Here is a 25,359-nt window from a genome sequence, read left to right on the forward strand (position 1 = left end):
TTAACTAAACCAAAACAAATGAAAAAACAATTACTCAGCCACTTATGGCCCTTTTTGGTAAAAGCCCAACAGGCTTTTTTATCAAAAATCTGCAATCTCAAATTTCTAACGCCATTGGGATTTCGAAGAATGGCTTTTTTGCTTTTGCTAATACCTTGTTTAGCAAAAGCTCAATACGTATCGGACCATGCAAGAAATTTAAACCTGGTTTACTTTATTCCTAATGACAACCCTGCCATACCGGATTACGAAAGACGAATTAGTGAATTTATGCTATGGCTGCAAGACTACTATGGCAAGGAAATGGAGAAAAATGGCTATGGTTACAAAACTTTCGGGCTATTAAAAGATGATGCTGCCAAAAGAGTAAAAATCACCTTGATTCAAGGAAAATTAGGAAAAGAAAGTTATGGTTACGATGCTGGAGCACCAAATGTAAAATCTGAAGTAGATGCGTATTATGCTGCACATCCAGATGAAAGACAAGGCGAACATTTCCTTATCCTTTTACCTCATAACCCTAGTCCTACAGGAGTACCATTCTTTGGAACGGGAAAAACATGTTATGCAAAAGACATTGCAGACATAGACATGAGCCTTAAAGGTACTTCCGGATGGATAAAATGGGCCGGTGGTCTAGCCCATGAATTGGGGCATGGATTAAACTTACCACACAACCGCCAAAAAGAATCTGAAAACGCTACTTTGGGAATGGCTTTGATGTGGGCAGGAAACAGTACATTAGGAAAGTCGGCTACTTTTTTAACCGCCACTGACTGCGCCATTTTGAATACCAACCAGATTTTCAATAAAGATACCAAAACCTATTATGGAGCCGTAAATTCTAAAATTAAAACTATTCACCCTAGTTATTCTTCCACTAAAGGTGCGATAGTGGTTTCAGGAAAATTTACGACAGACACACCAGTTAATAGTGTTGTTTTTTACAATGATCCCAATAGCCATGATGCCAATATGGTATACGAAGGAACAGGCGTAAATCATGACTACAATGCCATTACCTGGGAAACAAAAACCATTGCTGTTGACAGTTTTCATGTCGAGATGCCTATAAGTGATTTGGCACTAAAAGACGATGCCACCCCTTATGAATTGAAAGTAAAATTAGTACATGCCAACGGGACTATTAAAGAAACCATTTACACCTATAATTTTGTAAACGGAATACCGGTTCTGGACTTTGGAACCAAGGAAGAAATAAGTAAAACAGGATGGACTGCAACAACAAGTTCTCAGCAAGCTACATCATCTGCATTACTAATTGATGGCGACCCGGCTACCTCTTGGCACAGTCAGTGGTCAACACCCCCGGCAGCAACATATCCACATACTATTACTATAGATTTGGGTAAATTAGAGACCTTATACGGATATACAATCGTAAATACGTTTCGAAGAGCCATTAAAAATGCAGAAATATTATACAGTACCGATGGAGTGAATTTTACTTCTTTAGGCGATTTTGTTATTCCAAAATCAACAGACGCAAAGGATTTTGAAGGTGCTCCGCTTACTTTCAGGTATTTTAAAATCATTGCAAAATCCAGTTGGGATGGAGAACAATTTGCCCAAATTGGTGAGATTGGCTTCTACAAAGAACAAGATATAGAACCAACAGTTGCCATTACTTCTCCTGCCAATGGAGCATCAATAGCACTAGGTACGAATATTAACATAACTGCTAATGCAAACGACATTGGTGGAACCGTATCTAAAGTAGAATTTTTTAATGGAGCCACTAAGTTAGGAGAGGATTTAACAGCACCTTACAGTTACAATTGGACTAATGTGCCTTCAGGCCAATATGCCTTGACTGCAAAAGTAACCGATAATTCCGGTGCAACAAGCATTTCAAATGAAGTTGTTATTACTGTTAAAGCATTGACCAACTTATTGTCTGCAGCTGACAGCTATGTAAGAGATGGCGGTAGTACTACTGCAAATTTTGGCACTCAAACTGCACTAACCGTCAAAAAAGATGCCGCAGGGTTTAACCGAATTACTTATTTAAAATTTAATTTGGGTCAATACCAAACAGACAATTTTGATGTAGCAAAACTAAAATTGACTGTACAAACAGCGGGAACCGGAAGTCCCTCAGCAGATTATCAACTTTGGTACTGCAGTAACGACACTTGGACTGAAACTGGTCTTAACTGGAACAACAAACCTGCCCAAACCACTTTACTTGCTACTCAAAAAGGAAAAGCTGCCGGAAATGTTCTTGAATGGGACATCAAAAATCAATTGAAAGCAGAAATAAACGGCGATAAAATCCTGACTCTTGCTATTGTTTCTTTAACACAAGGAAGTGCTTATGATTTAACTTTAAATTCTAAAGAAGCGGCAGGAGATATATCTCTAAAACCACAAATAATTACCGACTCTAAACCTCAAGTGGCATTGACATCACCTGCTAATGAAGCAGTAATAAATCAGGGAGATCCTCTAACCCTTAGCGCAACAGCTACAGATGACAGAGGTGTTTCTTCGGTGAAATTCTTTATTGATGGAATCGAAAAAGCAACGGTAACACAAGCGCCATACACCTGGATTTCCCCAAGTTTACCATTAGGCTCTTATGTTATCACGGCAAAGGCAACTGATGCTTCAGGTCTTGTGGGAGATGCTGTTCCGGTTACGATAACCGTAAAAGATCTTACTCCTCCAGTAATTGACTGTCCTGAAAATATTCAAGTGACTAATGATCAAAATCAATGCGGTGCCAATGTAAGTTTTGCTGCAACGGCAACAGATAATTTAAGTGATGCTTCTATTACCTATAGTCCTGAAACGGGTAGTTTATTCCCAATCGGGTCAACGATTGTTACAGCTACAGCAACTGATGCAGCAGGAAATACCAGTACGTGTTCATTTTATGTAACAGTAACAGACAACACAGCTCCGACAATAGTTTGTCCTGGGAATATTGTTTTAACAGCTTGTCAAGCTACAGCCGAATGGCCTTTTCCTGTAACAAATGATAATTGTCCTGATGTGATACTTACCCAAACCGATGGTCCTGCTTCCGGTTCAACATTTGCAAATGGCACTACAACAACTATTTCCTATGAGGTAAAAGATGCAGGTGGAAATATCAGTAATTGTTCATTTACTGTTACAAGACAATCTGAACTTGATTTAACGGTTACCAATAGCAATCCACAACTTTATTATGGTTACTCATTGGATCAATCTACAACGATAGCAGGAATACCAACAGGCGGAACTGCACCTTATACCTTTTCTATAACGATGGATCGTCCACTTAAGTCTAATATTATTAATAGTTCAGGAGATGAAATTTGGCTATCAGACACTAATAGTGTTACCGCCACTTTGATGGAAACAGCAATATTCACGGTAACTGTAACTGATGCCAATGGATGTTCAGTATCCAAAACAACTACGGTAAATGCTGAAGATGCCCGTTGCATTGTTGGAAACAATACTAAAATCAAGATTTATCATCAAACGGGAAATAGTCAAAACCCTTGTAATGAAATATGTGTGGCTCAATCAGCAGTTCAGGCCCATTTAGATCATGGTGATTCTCTAAGTCCTTGTACATCATCTACGCCAAATTCAAAATTTGCCAAGAATGAAAAAAGCACTATTGAATCCGCTTCGTTCGACGTAAAAGTTTACCCGAATCCAAGCAATAATCAATTTACATTGGTTGTGGAGGGTGCCAGCAATGAAAAAACAGAAGTAATTGTTTACGACATGCTTGCCCGAATGGTGAAACGCATAGAAAAAAACAACAATCAACCTATTGTATTTGGACAGGAATTGAGTCCAGGTCAATATCTTACTGTAATTAAACAAGGAAATGACACCAAAGTTGTCAACTTGATAAAATTATAGTGCTAATTTAGCAGAACAAAATTAAATGAATAAAGGCTGTCCAAAATTGGGCAGCCTTTTTTTTATATGGGGTACTTATCTAATATTCCGTTTTCAAAATCTAATTATCAATACAGAAATCAACTGACTTTCCGGATAGTTCATTTTTATCTTTAATCTTAAAAAATAAAACTATTCGATATAAAACGAAGCATTTTCAGAGTTGACTATGTCAATAGGTAAAAGGATAGTGTTTGGAATTTGTTTGTCAAAAAGGAAAAACTCAATAATCGAGGTAACTCCCAGATAAGTTTGCTTTTTTTGATTTTGATGAATTAAAAAATCGATTACTCCCTGATTCAAATAACTCACGTTATTCTCAATCAAATCATATCCGATGATTGCAATTTTTTTATCTTTTATTTCACTAATTGCTTTGGCAATTTGATACGCTTTTGAAGTAGAGATAAAGATTCCTGACAAATCGGGATTTTCATTCAGAAAGTTAGTCAAATTAATTTCAACATTAGGGTTTTTTAATTTTAAGGTTGTAATAGTATAATCCTGATTTTTTCTCTCACTGAAATAATTTCGGAAGCCCCTCTCCTTCTCCTGCATGTGAATGGCATTCTTTATGGATTCGTCTATATGAATAACGGCAATCTGTCCTTTTTTCAAAAGCAAATCCAATAATTTGGCGGCGACTCTTCCACTGTGAAATAAGTCCTGACCGACAAAACTCTTTATGGAATCCGATTGGATTTGGTTGTTAAAGATATTCACAATAACATTCTGCTCCTCATATTTCTTGACAACCTCCAACGCTTCTTTATGGAATAAAGGTGGCAATAAAACAGCATCGGGTGACATCTCCAAAACGGCTCCGTTTTTTTTCAAAAAGGATTTTTTACTTTCCGGATTGAAGAAAAAAGTTTTAATCGAAAAATTATAAGCCCTGAATTCTTGGACTGCATCTTCAATACCTTTTATGCAAGGCTTCCAATAGGGATCGATTTCAGGATCCGGCAACAATATACAAATGCGATAGACTTTATTGTTCTTTAAATTCCTGGCAATAAGATTGGGTTCGTAGTTTATGACATTTAAAACTTCATTGATTTTATTTAGGGCTTCATCAGAAACCTTTCCTCTTTTATGCAGCACTCTATCTACAGTTCCTTTCGAAACACCAGCCATCTCGGCAATATCCTTTATTGTGTATTTTCTATCCATATGCGCAAATATATATTTTTTTCGTTAAGTTTTTATGTCCAAGATTTGACTGCTGATTTTTTTTAATTATCAAACGAGATAAGATAGATTTGATTTAAATAGAATTATCACCTTATAATTCCATTAGATTTACAATAATCTTTCTTTTCTTCTTTTAAACAAACTGCCAAAAGGAAATACTTTAAAAACAAAAACAATCCTAATCTGTTTTTAAAATCAACATCGACAAATCCAGTACATAATTTTGCTAATTTAAGGATACTCCACTAATAATGTGTTCGAAAACATAAGAAATTTGTGCTCGAAAACATAAATTTAGTGTGCTCGAGCACATTTTATTGGTTTTTACTTGTTTTATTAAAACTTAATCTATAAATTCGTCTCGTGAAAAGGAACAAAAGAATAATTTTGGACAATAGATAAATATTCAAATACCTGATTTACAATAACTTAAATTTTAAACAAGCATGTACAAAGACAAACCAACTCTTGTCATTTTAGCTGCGGGCATGGGAAGCCGTTATGGTGGCTTAAAACAAATAGATACGTTTACTCCAGAAGGGGATACCATCATTGATTTTTCACTTTATGATGCACTTCAGGCCGGCTTTGGAAAATTTGTATTCATAATACGCAAGAGTTTTGAAAAAGAGTTTAAAGAAATTTTCAATAAAAAGCTGGAAGGAAAGGCAGAAGTGGATTATGTGTATCAAGAACTTGAAAATGTTCCCCAGAAATATATTAATCCGGAAAGAACAAAACCTTGGGGTACGGGACATGCTCTTTTAATGGCCAAAGATGCTGTTCAAGAAAATTTTGCAATTATAAATGCAGATGATTTTTATGGTGCCGAAGCTTTTAAAGTGATGGCTAAATCTTTGGCAGAAAAGAACAAAGAGTCGTATGATTTTAATACCATGGCTTATTTGTTGAAGAATACGGTATCCGATCATGGTTTTGTTTCCAGAGGCGAGTGTGAAGTAAATGAAAATGGATATTTAACAGGTGTTACCGAGCGTACACATATTGAAAAGATTGACGGCAAATTAATGCGAAAAGAGGATAACGGGGAATTTGTTCCAATCGATGAGAACGCCGTTGTGTCGATGAACTTTTGGGGTTTTACACCAAAATGTTTTGAGTTTGGGGGACAATTGTTCGAAAAATTTTTAGAAGAAAACCAAGAAGATTTAAAGGCAGAGTTTTATTTGCCCTCCATTGTGAATGAAATATTGAAATCAGGGAAAGCCACTGTAGAAGTTTTGCAATCGGATTCCAAATGGTTTGGGGTTACTTATAAAGAAGACAAAGAAATTGTGCAAAAGGCGATAAGCGAGTTAAAAAAACAGAATTTTTACCCACGTAATCTTTGGTAAGATGTTAGAACAAAAACTAGAATGCATTTTTAATCAATTCAACCATAACGGAGAGTTTGATTCTTATGAAGAATTGGCATCGGGGCATATTAATGATACCTATTTGATAAAAACAAAAGAGAAGCCTTTTTTTGTATTGCAACGCATTAATCACGGTGTTTTTAAAGATGTTCCCGGACTTATTGGGAATAAGGTTGCCATAAGTCGCCATATTCAGGAAAAATTAAAAGATTTATCCGAGAAAAAGCAAAAACGAAGCGTGCTGGCTTTTGCAGATACCAAAACCGGAGAGCCTTACTATAAAGACGAAGAAGGCAATTATTGGAATATAATGTACTTTATTGACGATAGTGTGACTTATGAAATCGTTAAAGATGAAAAAATTGCCTATGAAGGAGGACGATTGCTAGGGAAATTTCTAACGCTGACCAGTGATTTTGATGCGTCCAAATTGACGGAAGTCATTCCAAATTTTCATGACATGTCATTTCGCTACGCGCAATTTGAAGATGCTCTGAAAAACGCCTCAATAGAGCGTATGGACAAAGCAAAAGAACAGATTAAACTCGTTGAAGATCTTAGAGAAGAAATGCATATTATCCAGCACTTGAAAGAGTCTGGAGCCATAAAAACCCGTGTAACGCACAACGATACCAAAATATCAAATATTCTTTTTAGCACAAAAAACAAAGGGCTTTGTGTTATTGACACCGATACCGTTATGCCGGGAATTGTGCATTATGATTTTGGTGATGCGATACGAACGATTTGCAATACAGCCGCCGAGGATGAAACTAATTTGGACTTGGTTGAGTTTAATATCGACTATTATAATGCCTATGCCAAAGGTTTTCTGAAAAAAATGAAGCCTTTCTTGTCTCCATTAGAATTAGAATACCTTCCACTGGGAGCAAAAACGATGATTTTTATAATGGCATTGCGTTTTTTAACCGATTATTTAAACGGTGATGTGTATTATAAAACCAAATATCCGGAACATAATTTTGATCGGGCAAAAAACCAATTCAAATTAATTGAAAGTTTTTCAGAAAAAATAAATATTTTAAAAAAAGATAAATGGGAAATTACGTAATCACAGGAGGAGCCGGTTTTATAGGAAGCCACATAGCCGAATATTTATCAGGAGAAGGACATGAAGTAATTGTTTTGGACAGCTTAAGAACAGGCTTTGAAAAAAATCTTGACGGTCTGAACGTTAAATTCATAAAAGGAGATATACGCGATAAAGATCTTGTGGAAGAACTAGTGCAGGGAGCCAGTGGAATATTTCACTTAGCGGCCTTGGTTAGTGTACCCGAATCACTGTTAAACATAAATGAATGCATTGAAATAAATGCATTGGGAACAATAAATATTTTGGAGGCAGCAAAGAAGAGTGCCAACTGCAAAGTGGTGCTTTCGTCTTCTGCGGCAAATTATGGTGACAATCCCATATTGCCAAAAGTAGAAACAATGACGCCTGAACCCATGACTCCTTATGCTGTCACAAAACTGGATGGAGAGTTTTATTTGAAAATGTATCAGGATCAATGGAATGTTCCAACTGCCTCATTACGATATTTCAATGTTTTTGGACCTCGTCAAAATCCGCAATCGGCTTATGCGGCCGCAGTGCCCATTTTTATAAATAAAGCACTTCAAAATCAACCTATAACTATTTATGGAGACGGTTCGCAAACAAGGGATTTTATCTATGTGAAAGATGTCGTGAAAGCAAATATTTTGGCTTCAAAAGTGGGTGGAGAAACCTACAATGTTGCTTTGGGATATAGCACGTCTATTTTGGATTTGGCAAAAAAAATAATCGAAATCACCAACTCAAAGTCCCAAATTCAATTTCTGGAAGAAAGACCGGGTGACATCAAACATTCCGTTGCAAATCCATCCAAATTTAACCAACTTGGATTTAAACCGGACTATACGATTGACAGGGCTTTACAGGAAACTATTAGTTTCTATGAAAATGAATTACTGCAAATTAAATAGTTATTCTATCAGTATTTTTCTTTTTTAACACCAACCTATCCAAAAAACCTAGATTTAAAATTATAAAACATTTAATGAAAATAATATGAACGAAATGAGTATTCCCCTGGCAAATAAACAAGACAGCACATTGGTACCGATGGCTATTTTAACCTTTATGTTTTTTATTTTTGGATTTGTGACTTGGTTAAACGGTCCTCTGATTCCGTTTTTCAAGTTAGCTTGCGAGCTAACAGAATCACAGGCCTATTTCGTGACTTTCGCCTTTTACATTGCTTATTTTGTAATGGCTATCCCCTCATCCTGGATTATTGAAAAAGCGGGTTACAAAAATGGTTTATCACTTGGACTTATAATTATAGCAGTTGGAGCATTTATGTTTTACCCTGCCGCAGAAACAAGAACTTTTGGGTTGTTCCTGGGAGCTCTATTCGTTATGGGAACAGGTTTAGCCGTTTTACAGACTGCTTCCAACCCGTATGTTGTGGTAATTGGCCCTCGTGAAAGTGCCGCTGCTCGAATAAGTATTTTAGGTACTGCCAATAAATTGGCCGGATTTATAGCTCCGCTGGCATTAACATCCTTGGTATTGTCAAACATGGCCGATTATACCGCCGACAAAATTGCCGCTCTGGACGCTGCTGCAAAAACTGCTGCATTAGACTCTCTTGCACTACAATTACAAGCTCCTTATATTTATATGGGAATAATCATTCTCGTTTTGGCGGTATTGGTAAAATTCTCGCCACTTCCTGAAATAAACCTTGATGAAGATGGAAATGTAGAGCATCTCAGCATTTTTCAACAAATCAAAAATGTATTACAGCGCCCTCAATTAGTTTTGGGTGTGATTACCCTGATGTTGTATGTAGCTGCCGAAGTGATAGCAGGAGATTCAATAGGGAGTTTTGGTAAACACTTGGGAGTATATGGTGATAATGGAGATTTTTATCTAAAATTAACTTCTTTCACAATGGTCGCAATGGTTATAGGATACGTTTTGGGCATAACTTTAATTCCAAAATATGTTTCACAAGTCAATGCCTTAAAACTTTCCGGAATACTTGGAATTGTTTTGGTATTGTTGACTGTCTTCATTTCTCCAGAAATAATGGTTGCTTTACCTGGAATTCCGGCATTACCGCTTGTAATACTTTTGGTGGCGTTAATGGGACTTTCAAATGCACTATGCTGGCCTGCAATTTGGCCAATGGCACTTCAAGACTTGGGAGGTTATACTAAAATTGGTGGAGCTTTGCTAATTATGGCAATTATAGGTGGTGCTATTTTTCCGTTAATGTATGGTGCTTTAGCCGATTCCATTAACATTGCAAATGAAACCCAAGGCATTACAGAAACAGCAAAAAGCGGCAATCAAATGGCGTACATAATATTATTGCCTTCTTATCTTATGATTCTGTTTTTTGCAATAAAAGGACATAAATACAGAACCTGGTCCATAGCCTAAAATAATAGCACAGTATAAAAAACAATAATCTAATAAAGCGAAAAATGTTAAAAAGTAATATTGATAAATCAACGGGATTTGAGAAACGATTTGAGAACATTAACACCGTAGTTTTTGAAAACTCTACGACTGCTTCCGTAGCGGTTGCTAAAGAAATAGCATCACTCATCAGATTAAAGCAGGAAAATAATGAATCCTGTATATTGGGATTGGCGACAGGATCTTCTCCAAAAGGATTGTATGCTGAATTGGTTCGTTTACACAAAGAAGAAGGACTGAGTTTTAAAAACGTGATATCCTTCAATTTGGATGAGTATTACCCAATGCAACCGGATTCCATAAACAGCTATGTGCGATTTATGAAGGAATTGTTGTTTGACCAGGTTGATATCCTGCCGGAAAACGTCCATATTCCTGACGGAACTTTGTCAAAAGAAGAAATTGCGGATTATTGTGCCGATTATGAAGCCAAGATTGAAGCTTTGGGCGGGATTGATTTACAGGTACTGGGAATTGGTGGTAACGGTCATATCGGATTCAACGAATCGGGTTCGTTGCAGAATTCAAAAACGAGATTGGTGGCATTGGACCACATCACAAGAGTGGCTGCCAGTGGCGATTTTTCGGGATTGAGCAACACACCAAGAACAGCAATCACACTAGGAGTTAAAAAAATAATGGAAGCCAAACAGGTTATACTGATGGCTTGGGGAGAAGGAAAATCCAACATCATCAAAGCTTCTGTTGAAGGTACGGTGACTAATCAAATACCGGCTTCCTTTTTGCAGGAACACAAGAATGCGGTTTTTGTTTTAGACAGGGAGGCCTCTTCAAAGCTGACAAGAATCAACGCTCCTTGGTTGGTGGAAAAAATTGTTTGGACCGACAAATTGATTCGAAAAGCGGTATTGTCTTTGGCTCTTCATTTAAAAAAGCCAATTTTAATGCTTACCGATGCGGATTATATTGAAAACGGGATGAGCGATTTATTGGCCGATTCCGGACCGGCTTACGACATCAACATCAAAATATTCAATAAATTACAAAATACGATTACCGGATGGCCCGGGGGGAAACCCAATGCGGATGACTCAAACAGACCCGAAAGGGCCAATCCAGCAAAAAAACGAGTGCTGATTTTCAGTCCGCACCCAGATGATGACATCATCAGTATGGGAGGAACTTTCATGAGACTGCAACAACAAGGTCATGAAGTGCATGTGGCCTATCAGACATCAGGAAATATTGCTGTTGCCGATGATGAAGCATTGCGTTTTGCCAATTTTGTACTTGATTACAATGAAAAATTTGGCATAAAAAGTGTTGAAGCCGACACTATTTACAAAAAGGCAGAAACATTCCTTAAAAACAAAAAAGCCAGCGAAATTGACATCCCGGAAGTCCGTTACATCAAAGGATTGATTCGAAAAGGAGAAGCACGTGCCACGAGCCATTTTGTAGGTTTACCAGACAGTCAGATTCATTTCATGGAACTTCCTTTTTATGAAACAGGAGCCATTGAGAAAAAACCTTTGGGAAAAGAAGATATCCAAATCACCGTGGATCTTATCGAAAAAGTAAAACCACACCAAATCTATGCTGCAGGTGATTTAGCCGATCCACACGGAACACACAAAGTATGTCTGGACGCTATTTTTGAAGCCGTGAAACAATTAAAACCGAAAGACTTCATGAAAGACTGTTGGGTTTGGTTATACCGAGGTGCTTGGCAGGAATGGGGAATTGACGAGATTGAAATGGCAGTGCCGATGAGCCCAGACCAGGTATTGGAAAAAAGACACGGAATATTCAAACACCAATCCCAAAAAGACGGTGTGGTCTTCCAAGGATCAGATGCCAGGGAGTTTTGGCAAAGAGCAGAGGACAGAAACAGCGAAACTGCGACGTTCTACAAACAACTCGGACTTGCCACTTATGCGGCGATGGAAGCTTTCGTTAGATGGGAATATTAATAAAAAATTCAAGTTTTTTTTCAAAAAACAAACCCTTAAACAATTCATGTTTAAGGGTTTTTTGTTTATTTCAAACAATCAAAACCTCCAGACCTAAATATTAGAGTGACGAAAAGGAGTAAGGAATTTCAAAAATTGGGATTACAAAAAGGATATTTACAGAAAATGAAATTCCATCTACAAAATAAGTATTTTTTACCTTGGCAATTTCTCTTCCCTTTTCTCCTTTAGTTTTGGAGAACCAAAATAGAAATACAAACTACGCTTAATTGGTTTATGAATCGAATTTAATTCACTATTTGGGCCTAATTTTTTAACCTCGGCATCACTAATTCCCATTTTTGAACCAACCGCTGGAATGGCATCCAGGAAAGAAATATCTCCAACTGGTAATTGTGGATGAGGCCTATTGGCATTTATTCCATAGAAATCAAATAAACGCACAAACATGTCTTCGTCAGGAGAAGCAACGGTAAACTTTCCTTCTAACGTGCTCAGTTCCATCCAAACTATTTCAGAGAAATAACCTTTAAATTCTGGGTAAATCCATGGCGAACTGCCTGTATGTGTAGAATTATTTCGGTTTTCATAAACATCAAAAGTAACGCCCTGCAAACGGTTTTTCCACACACGACTAGGTCCTTTACCCAACCATTTAGCACCCATAACCAATCCTTCCGGATAACTAAAAGTAATCCCTGCAAAAGGATATTCTCCATCGAGCGTATATTGATAATCCATTTCCAACCATCCCGTAGGTTGCATTTTCCAACGCACATAATTCAGGTTCCCTGTATAACTTGCTTCAATTACATAAGCTTCTCCTTCTTTAAAGTGTTTTAAACCTGTAAAAGTCGAAGTTCCACTTACCAAAACAGGCCCGTCTTTGAATGAAATTGCCGAACCATTATCATTCTTAACCCCTGACAATTCACCCGTTTTTTTATCAAAACTTACTGAAATAGCATTGGCTGTTACTGTCAAAATGTTTCCTTCTTCCTTAACTGCAACCGTTTTTGGAGCTTCAGCCGTTAAAATAGGTTTTAATAAATCTGCATTCGATTTTACTTTCCAAACCCAGCGGTAAATTTCATTTTTATCGGCTCCAATAGCTCTTAAAGTCAGGGCATCACTGTTTTTCCAATCAGCCGGAAGCTCCAGTTTTAAAACTCCTTTAGCAACAGCTGCAATATTTGGCCCAACAAAATTTCCTGTTTTTACAATGGTATGTCCGGTTTCATCCTCCTGTTTCCCGTTAAAATTGATTAATTCCCACTGGAAGTTACACTCATTTAAATTGGTAAAATGATACCGATTTTCAACAGGAATTTCTCCTTTAAAATCTCCTGCTAATTCTTTAAGGGTAATGTGTACCGGAGAATAAATCTCTCGAATGGCATCAAAACTGCCTTCTTTTTCCCTGTGAGGCCCTACAATTCCGTCGGCAGCGTTATTCCCATTTACATCAATCCTATTGTTCAGGTCTGTTCGCATGATGCCTTCATCGGCAAAATCCCAAATAAAACCTCCCGCCCCTTTTTTGGAATTCCAATGCAACTCCCACATATCTGCCAAACCGGCTCCGGCACCACCGTCTTGCATGGCATGTAAAAACTCGGTTGGCATATAAATATTTGGTCCTGAAACAATTTCTTGGGTACTGTAGTAGCCTTCGTAATGATTGCAGTCGATGCCATTAATGGCATTTCCGGGTTTATGGTGTGCATGAATCACCGTGCGATTCGACACATCGTATTTTCCAAAATCATCGCCAAAATCAAAATTATGTCCCCCTTCGTTTCCATTACTCCAGAAAATAATGGATGGATGATTCGCATCCCGAATTACCATTTCTTTCACCAAAGGCTCGCCAACTTTAGTGCTGTAGGCTTTTTGCCAACCAGCCAATTCGTCTATCACATAAAGTCCCAAGGAATCACAAACTCTAAGAAAATTTTTATCCGGAGGATAATGCGAACATCGCACCGCATTCATGTTCATTTCCTTAATCAATTTCACGTCAATTAAATCGGCTTCGGGATACGTGGCACGCCCGTATTCCGGCCAAAACACGTGTCTATTGACCCCTTTAATTTTTATTTTGGTTCCATTCAAATAAATTCCATCCTCTTTTCGAACCTCAATAGTTCTAAAGCCAAACTTATCCGAAGTTTCATAAATTTTGTCAGCCCCTTTTTTAAGAGAAACTTTTACACTATATAAATTAGGACTTTCTGCCGACCAAAGTAGCGGTTTCTTAACCGTAGTTTTAAGGTTAACAATCGAATCTGTCGCGGTGGTTTTGGCAGTTGTAGTTCCCACTACTGAACCTTTGGCATCCATAATTTCGGCAAGAACATCGTATCCATCTAATTTGTTGTTCAAATGAACATTCATGTTAAAAGAACCTGTTGCCTTGGCATCAATAGAAGTCCATGCTATATTCGCCTTAGGTAAAGCCTCTAAATATACCGGTCTAAAAATCCCGCCAAAAATCCAATAATCAGCCAAACGTTCGGCTCCATTTACCGATTTATCAGCAGACATTTTGCTTACCAACACTTCCAATAAATTCTTTTGACCCAATTTTAATTTATCTCCAATATTGTATTTAAATCGATAAAAAGATCCTTGATGTACAGGTCCAACCAACTTTCCGTTAATTTTCACTTCGGTATCCGTCATTGAACCTTCAAAGACAATATTTACTTCCTGATCGGCCCATGAAGCTGGAACCTCAAATTCATACTTGTAAAATCCTTTTTCATCATGGTAGCGAAAATTTTTTCCATTGGTAACATTGTCTCTTCCGTAATTGTAACCTCCAAAACCTTGCTGTTCCCAATGCCCCGGCACCTGAATAGTAGTCCATTTACCGCTATTGCGACCAGCAGTTACCCAGAAATCCCAGGTTTTGGTATTCTTTACATCCGTCCCTGAGAGATACTGAATTTTTTTTTTTACCGAAGATTGTGTCTGCCCATTAATTGCTGAAAAACAACAAAGAGAAAAGGCATATAATATGTTTTTTAATTTCATTTTATGTTTTATTTCGTTTTTGGAGTATCTGAAAATTTTGCAAGTTGACCATTTATAGTCACATTTTGCAATTCCATATTTTTAACGTGATTGACATTAAAAGACTGTTTTACACCTTTAAAATTACAGTTCACTATTTTTAAATTGGTCACAGGAGATTCCTTGTAAGCATCAACAAAAACGGCGTATTCACCTCCTTTTTCAACATTCATGTTCTCAATCCAAATATTTCTGATTACAGGCATAAAATTTCCTGGATTTTCATAAAACATATTGAAATGAATCGCCGATTCGCCATAACTTCCTACAGTAATATCTTTTAAAAATATATTTTCGATAATCCCACCACGAGAGGATGAGGTTTTAACACGCAGTACTCTATCCAGATTTTTACTGTCCATTTTACAGTTGATGGCATAAATGTTTTTAGCTCCTCCTGCAATTTCACTACCAATTACAATTCCGCCGTGCCCATTTTTCATTTCACAACCTTCAATAATATGATTCTCGGCAGGTTTCTTGTTTCCTCTACCATCCTCATCACGTCCTGATTTAATTGCAATACAATCATCACCGGTGTTTAAATAACAATCTTTAATGAGTACATTTTTACAGGCATCAGGATCAATGCCGTCAGTATTAGGTCCTTCTGAATCTATTCTGACCTTTTCTATAGTGATGTTTTCACACATGACCGGACTTAAAAACCACATTGGCGAATCAATTAAGGTGACACCAGAAATCAATAGATTTTTACAGTTATAGGGCTGAATCATGTAAGGTCTTAAATAATGACCTTCCCCAAAAACACGTTTTCTGGGATCTACATTTTTTTTCATCATTAGATGCAAACTATCTCTAGCCGGCAATTGATTTGGTGTTCCTTCTTTCCATCCGTATTGTTTACGACCTTTCCAAGGCCACCAATGCGTTTTATCAGCATTACCGTTAATGGTTCCACTACCTGTTATCGCAATATTTGTTTCTCCATAAGCATATATCTGTGGCGAATAATTCATGCAATCCATTCCCTCCCAACGGGTCAATACAATAGCGTAATCTTTTGGATTTTGTGAAAAAAGAATTGTTGAACCCTCATTTAGATGCAGATTAACATTACTCTTTAAGTAAATAGGTCCCGTAAGGAAATTTCCCGAAGGAACTACTACTTTACCTCCTCCAGCGGCATTACAGGCTTCGATTGCCTTTTTAAAAGCCTCAGTATTCATTGTTACACCATCGGCTTTAGCCCCAAAATCGGTTATCAGGTATTCTGTGTTTTTAAATTTTGGAGCCTTTATCAATTTCCTGATTTGCTCCATTTCTTTTAAAGCCTCCTTTGAAGACGACCAGAATTTTGACTGTTTGTTTTGGCTAAAAGCCATAAAAACAAAGAGACAGCAAGAGAATAAAATGACATTTTTAAAACTATTTTTAAGCTTCATTCTGTAGATTTTTTATAATTTATCAATATCAATCTGGCTTAAAGCCAAACCTGTATCTTGTAAATAGATGCGAATTGTAGTCTCACCTTTTTTTTCAACTTTAAAAGGAAGTATTTTTTCAAAATATCCTCTAACCACACTCATTGTCCAGTGTTTATCCTTTTTAGAAGTATCCGCATCTACAAATTTAGGGGCTTGTTGATTGATAACCAATACCATATTGAGATTTCTTTCTTTGTTAATCGTTTTGGTTGGAAGACTTTTTAGTGATAATTGATATTCTCCAGCTTTTAAATTCACTTTATATTCCACATAAGGAGCTTGTGTATATTCCTCATTTTTAAATGATTTTCCGGTAAACGGATAGCGGGAAATACTTTTTCCGTTTAAACCCAGTCCATCAACAGTAATTATTTTATCGGAAGGAATATCTTGTTTATTCTTAAAATCGGAAGCACTCAAAGAAACCACATTAGGTGACTTAGCCGCTTCAATTGTAGTAATTACTTTTTCTATATATCTTTTATCAAATGCTGCAGGATTTCGCAACGAATCACTTAAGATTTCCGGATTGGCAATTTTAGGCATCGCATAGGTTTCCAGATTTCTGGGAGCATATGTAATGATACCATCCCATTTGCCATTTTCAATTTCTTTATTGTAATGATGCGTCAGACTAATAATTTGTTCCAAAGCATTTTTTGTTTTTTGCGAATAGTCCAAAGCCAATTTTTTATTGGTTTCAGCCACTTCTAAACTCATCTGCGCATAGAAGAATTTCTGAGTCATTAAGGCCGCTCCTTTTACAGGATATTCTATCAATTGGAAAAAAGCATCCTGAAGCAATTTTGGAACACGACTTTTTACCGTGTTTACTTTTTCAATCAGATTTGCGTAAGCTGCTAATCTTTTTGTTTTAGATTCATGATCAAATTGCAGCATTCCCATGTGCTCCGGTTTTCCAATTTGAGCCAGTTGGTAATACTGGTTTTTGATGGCGGCAATTTCAACGGCAAATGCTGTACCAAAGGTCACTGCTGCCCAACTTTGCACATACTGGGTTGCATTTTCAGGAGTCCATTTTTTTGCATCCCAAGCCATATCTAAAAAGAACTGAGTTTCTAATTCGGCAGGTTTGATATCCCCCACATTCACAACCCAAAATTTATCTGCTCCAAACTGATACGCTTTTGTCATTTCGTAAGCTATTAGAGAAGGTGAATTAGAAGACAACCAGGTATAATCATGTGGCCCTCCTAGATATGATAAATGATAATAAATTCCGCTGGAACCGCTTCTTTTTTGTTCGGCTGTGTTTGATAATTGGCGTATATAGCCATAATTGTCATCGGTCCACACCAGGGTCACATCATCAGGTACTTTTAAACCCGCAGTATACAATCCCAATACTTCTTTATACGGACAGAAAATTTGAAGCGCATTAGTAGTTGAACCAAAATATTTTTTGAAAATGTTTCTTTGGTCTCCAATGACATTTTCCACCAAAGCTATTTTCCCCTCTTTGGTTTCAGGTCCTGTAATTTCGCCATCACGTACTCCACGCATACCCACAGTATACATGGCTTCGTAATTTTTAGCTTCATTTACACGGTCTTCCCAGTATTTACACACCTCTGATTTGTTAGTGTCATAACGGTATTCGCCCGGTTTTCGTCCGTATTCATTCTCAAAATTATGTTGCCATTCAAATGTATTACTGCGCAGCATCATATCGCAATGTGTAGACCCCATTACAATAGCATATTTATCCGCTACAACAGGGTTTTGTTTATAATACCAGAATGCTTTGGTACTATCATGCATAGCTGGCCAGATTAAATTAGCTTTCAAACGAAGCAATAATTCAAAAACTTTGGCATAAGTTTTAGGTCCAATATCTTTAATATCGGTATCCATATTTTTAGCTGCCCAAGGATTCAAACCCCAGTCTTCATCGTTAATGAATATTCCTCTGTATTTAACCGAAGGTTCTTTTTGTACCAATGTTCCCTGTAAAACATACAATGATTTTCTTGGCGTTGGTTTAACATCAGCCCACCAAACCCAAGGAGAAACGCCTGCCTGTTTCGAAATTTCAAACAAACCATAAGCGGTTCCTCTTCGGTCACTACCAGCAACAACCAATGCTTGTTTGACGCCGGCCACAGGAGTATTAATCGTGGTAATCGTGTAGGATTCCCATTTGTTTTTAACAGAAGAAACATCCAATTTCCCAGATTTAATCAAGTCATCAATAACAGCCGATTTTCCGATAGTCCCTGCTATTATAAGGTATTCTTCATTGGTTCTCTTATTTACAACTTGAGGCATAACACCACTGATTAGTCCGATATCCGAAGCAACGGCATTGGCAACGATTGAGACTACCTCAGCATCTGCTTTATCGGTAAGTATTGAAGGAACAATCCCTTTTTCGACTAATGGAAAAGCACCCGTTTTAGTTTGTGGAACTATTGTTAATTTATTTGTTATTCTTTGTGCCTGTAATTCAGCGCATCCAATAACTATAAATAAAGCGACGATAATTTGTGATAATGATTTTCGATTCATAATATTCTTTTAAAACCTATTTATAAAACTTTTCAATATACTTTGCTGCAAATCTTTTGCCCATTTCTCTTTGACTTTCACCATCAAAATGGACTTTATCTCCTTTGTCTTTCAAATCAGCAGTTTCAACTATGTCGGCATATTTGTCGTCTTGGATATATTTATAATTTGCTTTATTTATTTCAGCCCACAATTGAGGTTCTTTTGAAAAAGAGCCTATTTCGCCAATTAATATTGGTAATTTTTCATTGCCAATGTCTTTTCTAAAAGAAGCGAACAGGGTTTTTAGATTTTGGTCGCGATTTGAGATTCCTGCTGCATTCGCATCTGATTCTCCCTGATGCCACAATACTGCTTTTATAGTCCCATATTGTTTTCCTAATTCCAATTTTTCTTTAAAATTTGAATAGAGGTTTATTTTTCTGTGAGGTAAATCTTTTATCCATTTCTCAATTGGACTACCTCCCACTGCGGTTGGCAGCAATAGTATAACTACATCTTTGGGAACACTTTTCAACAATTCATTTGCAAAAGACATTCCACAATCTAAACCTCTGTAGGCTGGAGTACTAAAATGAATTGGTTCTTTGGCAAGAACCAATTCATTATTACTATTTATGGTTAAAATTCTATCGTTAGCAATAGTATCTTGAGGCTCGACTAAACCACGTCCCTCCATATTAGACTGCCCCGCCATCATAAAAACCCAAACCTTTGATTTATTAGGAATGGTAACTACTTTTTCTTCTTTATTAGGAAAATATTTTGTTCTGTTCTCTTTTTCTTGAGCAAATGCAAAAAAACAATTTAGGAACAACAATAACAGACTGTATTTTTTAAAGCTTATTTTCATCATTTTTATTTTAAAAAATTAATTTCCATCCGGTTTTACCACTTCTTTAAGCGGACTTAAAGGCCAATAAAATTCTTCATAAGCTCCCGGTTTTGCCGGATCTATTTCAGGTACAATAGCTAAAATTGAATTGGCTAATTTCAAATGAGCATCTCTAATCCCTTTAACAACCAATTTAGATATCTCATAAGCTCCATAAGGTCTAAAATGCGTGTTATCGGCCAATGGCTTGTCTTTACCGGGAAACATGTTAGCAGGAAAATGAACGAATGCTTTAATAGATTCTTTTTCACCCAAGGCTTCATACATAATTTTAGACATGGCATTCAAATCAATTATGGGAACATTTTGTTCTTTTGCTGTTACTCTAACTGCTTCTGGATACTCACCTAAAGTTTCAACAATTTTGCCATTCTCATCAAACTTTCTTCTTTGAACAGAAGTTACCAACACAGGAATTCCTCCTTTTTTCTTTATTTCACCTATTACAGCTTCAAGATTTTTCTTGTAGTTTTTAAATGCTCCGTATCCTTCCCCTTTTTGTTTTTGGTCATTGTGTCCGAATTCTATAAAAACATAATCACCGGCTTTCAACAAACTATACACTTTATCAAATCGGTGCTGCGCAATGGAACTACTCAAAGTTTCACCTGACTCGGCATAATTGGCAACTGCAATTTCACCTGGCTTAAAAAATGCAGGAATCATTTGCCCCCAAGAAGCCCATGGCTCATTGGACTGGTCTACCACTGTAGAATCTCCTGTTAAAAAAACTGTGGCAACAGTACTATTTTCCGGATAAATTTCGACAGCATTCACCTTTGGACTTGAACCATTAAACTCTAACGTTAACTTATCATCCCATTGATAATTATCTTTTTCTCTTGGCTTAAGACTTACTTTTTTATATTTTCCACCTCTAATGATACTGTCACGAATATGAAGCGTAAACTCAACAACCTTGTGCTTTCCATTTTCTGTTTGCAATCTATTGACCATCATTCGACGATTCTCGGCTCTAATTACTGTTTCTGACACCGCTGAATCATCTCCTAATGTTACTTTAACACGATAGTTCCCTTCCGGCAACTTAACCGAAAAATAAAAAGGTTTATCAGAGGTAAGATGGCCATCAGTCAAAGGCCGTTTTCCTTCTTTTGAATTAGCTGTTGCTGTCGTTACAAAATCAATTCCATATCCCTTCTCAGGAGTATATGTAGTTTCAGGAAGTATTTTGATATAACCTGCTTCGGTTTTACCTGAGCCAAAGTCAAACTTAAAGCCAGTTGATGTTTCCTTACTCTTGATCTCGTTTTGAGCCAAAGCCAAATTGAAAAAAAATATTGCTGAAATAAAAAATAGATATGAATGTTTTATCATTAAATTCAGTTTAAAAATTATGTGGTTAAATAATGTTCGTTCTTAAAATAAGTCATTACGAACAGTCTTTGATTTACTACGAAATTAGTATAAAAAGGCAGTTGTAAAATAGGCAGAATGATTCTAAAAATCAGCCAAATGATGCATTTTTATTTATCCAAAAAACACAATTAACTTATTTACAAAAAATTAAAAAATACAGAGATTTGAAAGCAAGATACTATATCCAACACCATTAAGTTGAACCATTATACCGTCACTTCGAGTGGTTTTTAATAGTAATGCGACAGCTTTACTATTAAAAATTGTATCGAGAAGTTTATCTAAGAAGTAGTGTTCTCGATACATTTTATTAAAAAAGCTATCGCATTTTTAATAAAACACTCGAACTGACGAATCCTTAAACTTAATTATATTAGATAATCTTAGTGCGCCAAGCTGTTTTAAGAAAGCGGATTCTTTCCTTGCTGACTGTATTTTTTTGGCGTAAGCCCGTACTGTTTCTGAAACACGCGACCAAAACTTGTCGGATCCGTGTAACCCACGATAAAGGCAATTTCACCCACAGCAAGTTTTCCTTCCAGAAGCATTTCGGCAGCTTTGTTTAAGCGGATAGTAGTAATAAATTCCTGTGCAGACTGGTTAGTAAGCGCCTTGATTTTTCGATAAAGCTGTGTACGCCCCAAAAACATTTCGGAAGCCAACCATTCCACATCAAAATTTTCATTGGAAAGATTGGCGTCGATCAAAGCCGTAGCTTTACTTAAAAAGGCTTTATCGGCAGCATTGGTTCCCAACACAAGTGGATTGAAACCTGTTGCCTTATTAAATAATTCCCGAAGTTTTCGTCTCGATTCGATGAGATTTTTAATGCGAACAAGCAACATAGCCGAACTAAAAGGCTTCGAAATATAAGCATCTGCCCCCGTATCATAGCCTTCCATCTGATATTGTTCAGATTGCTGGGCCGTAAGCAATATTACCGGGATGTGACTGGTTTTTTCGTTGGTTTTTAGTTTTCGACAAAAATCCAAACCATTAAGTTCAGGCATCATAATGTCGCTGATGATTAAATCAGGGATGGTATCCATAGCCATTTCTAAACCTTGCAGTCCGTTTGCTGCTTCAATGACTTTATAATCTCCACCCAAATTCATCCGGATATAATTTCGAATTTCATCATTATCCTCCACAATCAAAATGATGGGAGTGTCTGATTGGGATTTCTTTTCTTCGGTTTTCAAAACAACTTCTTCAGCATTTTCCCTTGGTTGAAAATCCACAATGTTTTCCGTTGATTCCAAATATGGGTTTGTTGCTGTAAGATTCGCCAATGTTACCGTAAAACAGGTTTCGTTATAAGGTACACTGCTAACCGTAATGTTCCCTTTGTGTAACATTACAAGCTCTTTGGTAAGTGATAAACCTACACCAGTCCCGACAATATCTGCCCTATCGTTATCCTCAACCTGATAAAAGGATTCAAAAATCTTGTCCAGTTTGTCGGCAGGAATTCCCATACCATTATCTGTTACGGATAGTATAATGTGTTCCTGATTTTCCGGAGAAACACTTAAACCGATGACAATTCTTCCTCCTTCGGGAGTAAACTTAAAAGCATTAGAAATCAGGTTGTAGAGTATTTTTTCTACGCTGTCAGCATCAAAACCAAATTGCAGTTCGTTGAGATCTGTTTCCAGTCTGTAATCAATATTTTTTTGTTGTGCCTGAAACTCAAAGGCAGCCATTACATTGCGTACAAAAGCCACAATATCTCCCTTATGCACTTTTAAACTCAAATTTCCTGATTCCAGTTTTCTAAAATCCAAAAATTGATTGATCAAAACCAGTAATCGTGCTGCATTTCGATGCATCACACCATAATACTCTTTCGCCTTATCGTTGGATAATTTTCCTGACAATAGCGATTCCAACGGATCAATAATCAGGGTTAAAGGCGTACGGAATTCGTGGGAAACATTCGTAAAAAAACGGGATTTCAATGCGTCCAATTCCTGAGCTTTTTCTGCTTTCAAACTTTCTATCAGTATCCTGCGGTTATACTCTTGTTTCGTCTTAAAAATGCGGTACAAAAAGTAAGCAACAGCTCCTAACAACATTAAATACAACGAATAAGCCCACCAGGTTCTCCACCAGGGCGGCAATACTATAATTTCGAGTGTTCTCGGTTTTAGATTCCAAACCCCATCACTGTTAGCCGCTTTCACCTTGAAGGTATAAGTTCCCGATGGAAGATTGGCATAAGTCGCAATCCTTCTTGAGGCATCGGTATAAATCCAGTCTTTATCCAGTCCTTCCAGTTGATAGGCATATCGACTTTTTGACGGACCGGAATAATCCAATGCTGCAAATTCTATTGAAAAACTTTTATCCTCATAACCTAAAGTAATTGTTTTGGTCAGATTCAAAGCTTCCGTCAGAATAACTTCTCCATTAATTTCTTCCCCGATTTTTACCGTTTTGTTTAAAACCTCAAAATCAGTTAATGCCACTATGGGCGGATTAAGATTATCGGTAATTTCCTCTGGGCGGAATGAAACAAAACCATCAATTCCCCCAAAAAACAATTCTCCGGTACTTGGTTCGATACATCCCGAGCCATCCATAAACTCATAATCATGGTGGCTTCCCCTGACTGAATAATTCCGAATTTGATTCGTTCTCGTATTGAGCTTTGACAATCCTTTTTTGTGTCCAATCCATATATTTCCCTTTCTATCAGACAAAACTTTTGCAATATATTGATCAGAAAGTCCATCTGCCGTTGTGAATAATTTTACATTTTGCGTTTTAGGATTGATTCTACAAAGCCCATTTGCCGTTCCTGCCCAAATATTCCCCTGCGCATCTTCGGCAACCGAATAAACCCGCTCATCGGGGAGTACAGGATTAATGCCGTCCTCTTTATAAGCAATGGTATCTGTCCATTTCTGTGTTCGGGGATCACGCTTTAATTGAATCAGTCCCGAATATTCGGTTCCTATCCACAAATTATTTTTTGAATCGAAAAATAGGCAACCTGCGGCCGACCTTGTAAAATATTTCTGAAGGGATTGCTTCTCAAATTTATTCGTCTGTCTATCATATTTTAAAATTCCGTTGTAATTCCCAAACCAGAGAGAATGGTCAACAGGATCTTCGGCAATGGCGAAAAAACGATTCATTTGAGAATCACTTCCAGCCTTCTCCCTGAAATAATTTATTATTTTTTTACTGCGAATATCATATTTATCCAATCCTGAACGATTCCCAATCCAGATATCACCACGGCTATCTTTAAAAACGGACCGAATGCTTTTACCCGAAAGTTCATTGACAAAATACGTTTCTGCTTTGGTTTTACGATTGATGAACAGCAAACCATCATCCTGGGTTCCTAGCCAAATTCCGTTTTTATCAGCCAACATTGTTCGAATTGGGGTATTAACAGCACTTCTATCCTTTGAAGCAACTGAAAATCCATGAAATTTTTTCGCATTCAAGTCGGCTTTATTCACTCCACCCGTTGCAGTACCAAGCCATATAATTTTTGAATCATCAAGATAGACACAGTTAACATTATTATCGTTGAGTCCGCCTTCATTATTGGCCTTCGTCTGAAATACAATATGTTCTTTAGTTTGTGATGGTTCGAATGGACCAATATGCAATTTCAAAAAATTGGCATATTTTTTAAATACCGTTAAACTGCGCAGTCGGTTGGTGGAATCGTGAATTACCTGTGGTACTTGGTTTGTTTTAAATCGGGTAAAATTGTCTGTTTTGTAATTATACCTGCAGATAAAAGAGTTAAATGTTGCAATCCACAAGATGCCTTTGCCGTCCTTGTATATATAATGGATTCTGTTATTGCCTATGGATGTAGAATCGCCGGGAATGGTTTTGTAGACTTTAAATTTGTTCCCATCGTAACGACAAAGTCCATTCCAGGTACCAAACCACATAAAGCCATATTTATCCTTGACAATTGTCCTTACCGTGCTTTGAGGCAAACCGTCTTTTACGGTAAGATATTCAAAATTGACATTTTGCCCAACAATGCACTCACCCGAAAACAAGAGCGTCAGAAAAACAACTATTTTGAAAAATGTGCGCATAAAAAGTAATTGGTAAGTAAATTAAAATT

General features: G+C 37.0%; 13 protein-coding genes. 6 read left to right on the plus strand and 7 right to left on the minus strand.

Features of this window, described 5'->3' with window-relative positions; translation table 11 throughout:
- Positions 1 to 18: 18 nt before the first annotated feature.
- Positions 19 to 3,888: an Ig-like domain-containing protein gene (locus tag BUC16_RS10375; RefSeq protein WP_073370391.1), complete on the plus strand. Its 3,870-nt coding sequence runs from the start codon at positions 19 to 21 to the stop codon at positions 3,886 to 3,888.
- 171 nt (positions 3,889 to 4,059) lie between these two features.
- On the opposite strand, the gene BUC16_RS10380 is transcribed toward BUC16_RS10375, so the two are convergent.
- Positions 4,060 to 5,100 carry a substrate-binding domain-containing protein gene (locus BUC16_RS10380; RefSeq protein WP_073370393.1) on the minus strand — a complete coding sequence of 347 codons (1,041 nt, stop codon included), beginning with the start codon at positions 5,098 to 5,100 and terminating at the stop codon, positions 4,060 to 4,062.
- A gap of 467 nt (positions 5,101 to 5,567) precedes the next feature.
- On the opposite strand from BUC16_RS10380, the gene BUC16_RS10385 reads away from it, so the two are divergent.
- The 5 genes from BUC16_RS10385 to BUC16_RS10405 all read left to right on the plus strand — a co-directional run bounded on the left by BUC16_RS10385 (position 5,568) and on the right by BUC16_RS10405 (position 11,924).
- Entirely contained in the window at positions 5,568 to 6,476 is a 909-nt protein-coding gene (locus tag BUC16_RS10385; protein ID WP_073370394.1) for a nucleotidyltransferase family protein, read from the plus strand.
- Between the two features lies 1 nt (position 6,477).
- Positions 6,478 to 7,569, plus strand: coding sequence for a phosphotransferase enzyme family protein (locus BUC16_RS10390; RefSeq protein ID WP_073370396.1), 1,092 nt, complete (start codon positions 6,478 to 6,480; stop codon positions 7,567 to 7,569).
- The gene (locus tag BUC16_RS10395) at positions 7,554 to 8,483 is read left to right on the plus strand and encodes an NAD-dependent epimerase/dehydratase family protein (RefSeq protein WP_073370398.1); all 930 of its coding nucleotides are present in this window, start codon (positions 7,554 to 7,556) and stop codon (positions 8,481 to 8,483) included. Before BUC16_RS10390 ends, BUC16_RS10395 begins: the two co-directional genes overlap by 16 nt.
- Positions 8,484 to 8,568: 85 nt before the next feature.
- Entirely contained in the window at positions 8,569 to 9,951 is a 1,383-nt protein-coding gene (locus BUC16_RS10400; protein WP_073370399.1) for a sugar MFS transporter, read from the plus strand.
- Positions 9,952 to 9,995: 44 nt separating this feature from the next.
- Positions 9,996 to 11,924 (plus strand): glucosamine-6-phosphate deaminase, encoded by a 1,929-nt coding sequence (locus BUC16_RS10405; protein ID WP_073370401.1) that lies wholly within the window; start codon positions 9,996 to 9,998, stop codon positions 11,922 to 11,924.
- 195 nt (positions 11,925 to 12,119) lie between these two features.
- Here BUC16_RS10405 and BUC16_RS10410 read toward each other — a convergent pair whose 3' ends face one another.
- The 6 genes from BUC16_RS10410 to BUC16_RS10435 all read right to left on the minus strand — a co-directional run bounded on the left by BUC16_RS10410 (position 12,120) and on the right by BUC16_RS10435 (position 25,330).
- Positions 12,120 to 14,963 carry a glycoside hydrolase family 2 protein gene (locus BUC16_RS10410; protein ID WP_073370403.1) on the minus strand — a complete coding sequence of 948 codons (2,844 nt, stop codon included), beginning with the start codon at positions 14,961 to 14,963 and terminating at the stop codon, positions 12,120 to 12,122.
- An 8-nt stretch (positions 14,964 to 14,971) separates the two neighbouring features.
- On the minus strand, positions 14,972 to 16,408 hold the full coding sequence (locus tag BUC16_RS10415; RefSeq protein ID WP_073370404.1) for a glycoside hydrolase family 28 protein: 1,437 nt from the start codon (positions 16,406 to 16,408) through the stop codon (positions 14,972 to 14,974).
- A gap of 12 nt (positions 16,409 to 16,420) precedes the next feature.
- Positions 16,421 to 18,979 carry a glycosyl hydrolase 115 family protein gene (locus BUC16_RS10420; protein ID WP_073370406.1) on the minus strand — a complete coding sequence of 853 codons (2,559 nt, stop codon included), beginning with the start codon at positions 18,977 to 18,979 and terminating at the stop codon, positions 16,421 to 16,423.
- A gap of 16 nt (positions 18,980 to 18,995) precedes the next feature.
- Complete coding sequence (locus tag BUC16_RS10425) at positions 18,996 to 19,835, minus strand: sialate O-acetylesterase (protein ID WP_141226128.1); 840 nt, start codon at positions 19,833 to 19,835, stop codon at positions 18,996 to 18,998.
- 15 nt (positions 19,836 to 19,850) lie between these two features.
- On the minus strand, positions 19,851 to 21,212 hold the full coding sequence (locus BUC16_RS10430) for a rhamnogalacturonan acetylesterase (RefSeq protein ID WP_084546148.1): 1,362 nt from the start codon (positions 21,210 to 21,212) through the stop codon (positions 19,851 to 19,853).
- A gap of 443 nt (positions 21,213 to 21,655) precedes the next feature.
- Complete coding sequence (locus BUC16_RS10435; protein ID WP_073370409.1) at positions 21,656 to 25,330, minus strand: hybrid sensor histidine kinase/response regulator transcription factor; 3,675 nt, start codon at positions 25,328 to 25,330, stop codon at positions 21,656 to 21,658.
- Positions 25,331 to 25,359 lie beyond the last annotated feature (29 nt).

It is taken from the genome of Flavobacterium fluvii (assembly GCF_900129545.1).
Classification (GTDB): domain Bacteria; phylum Bacteroidota; class Bacteroidia; order Flavobacteriales; family Flavobacteriaceae; genus Flavobacterium; species Flavobacterium fluvii.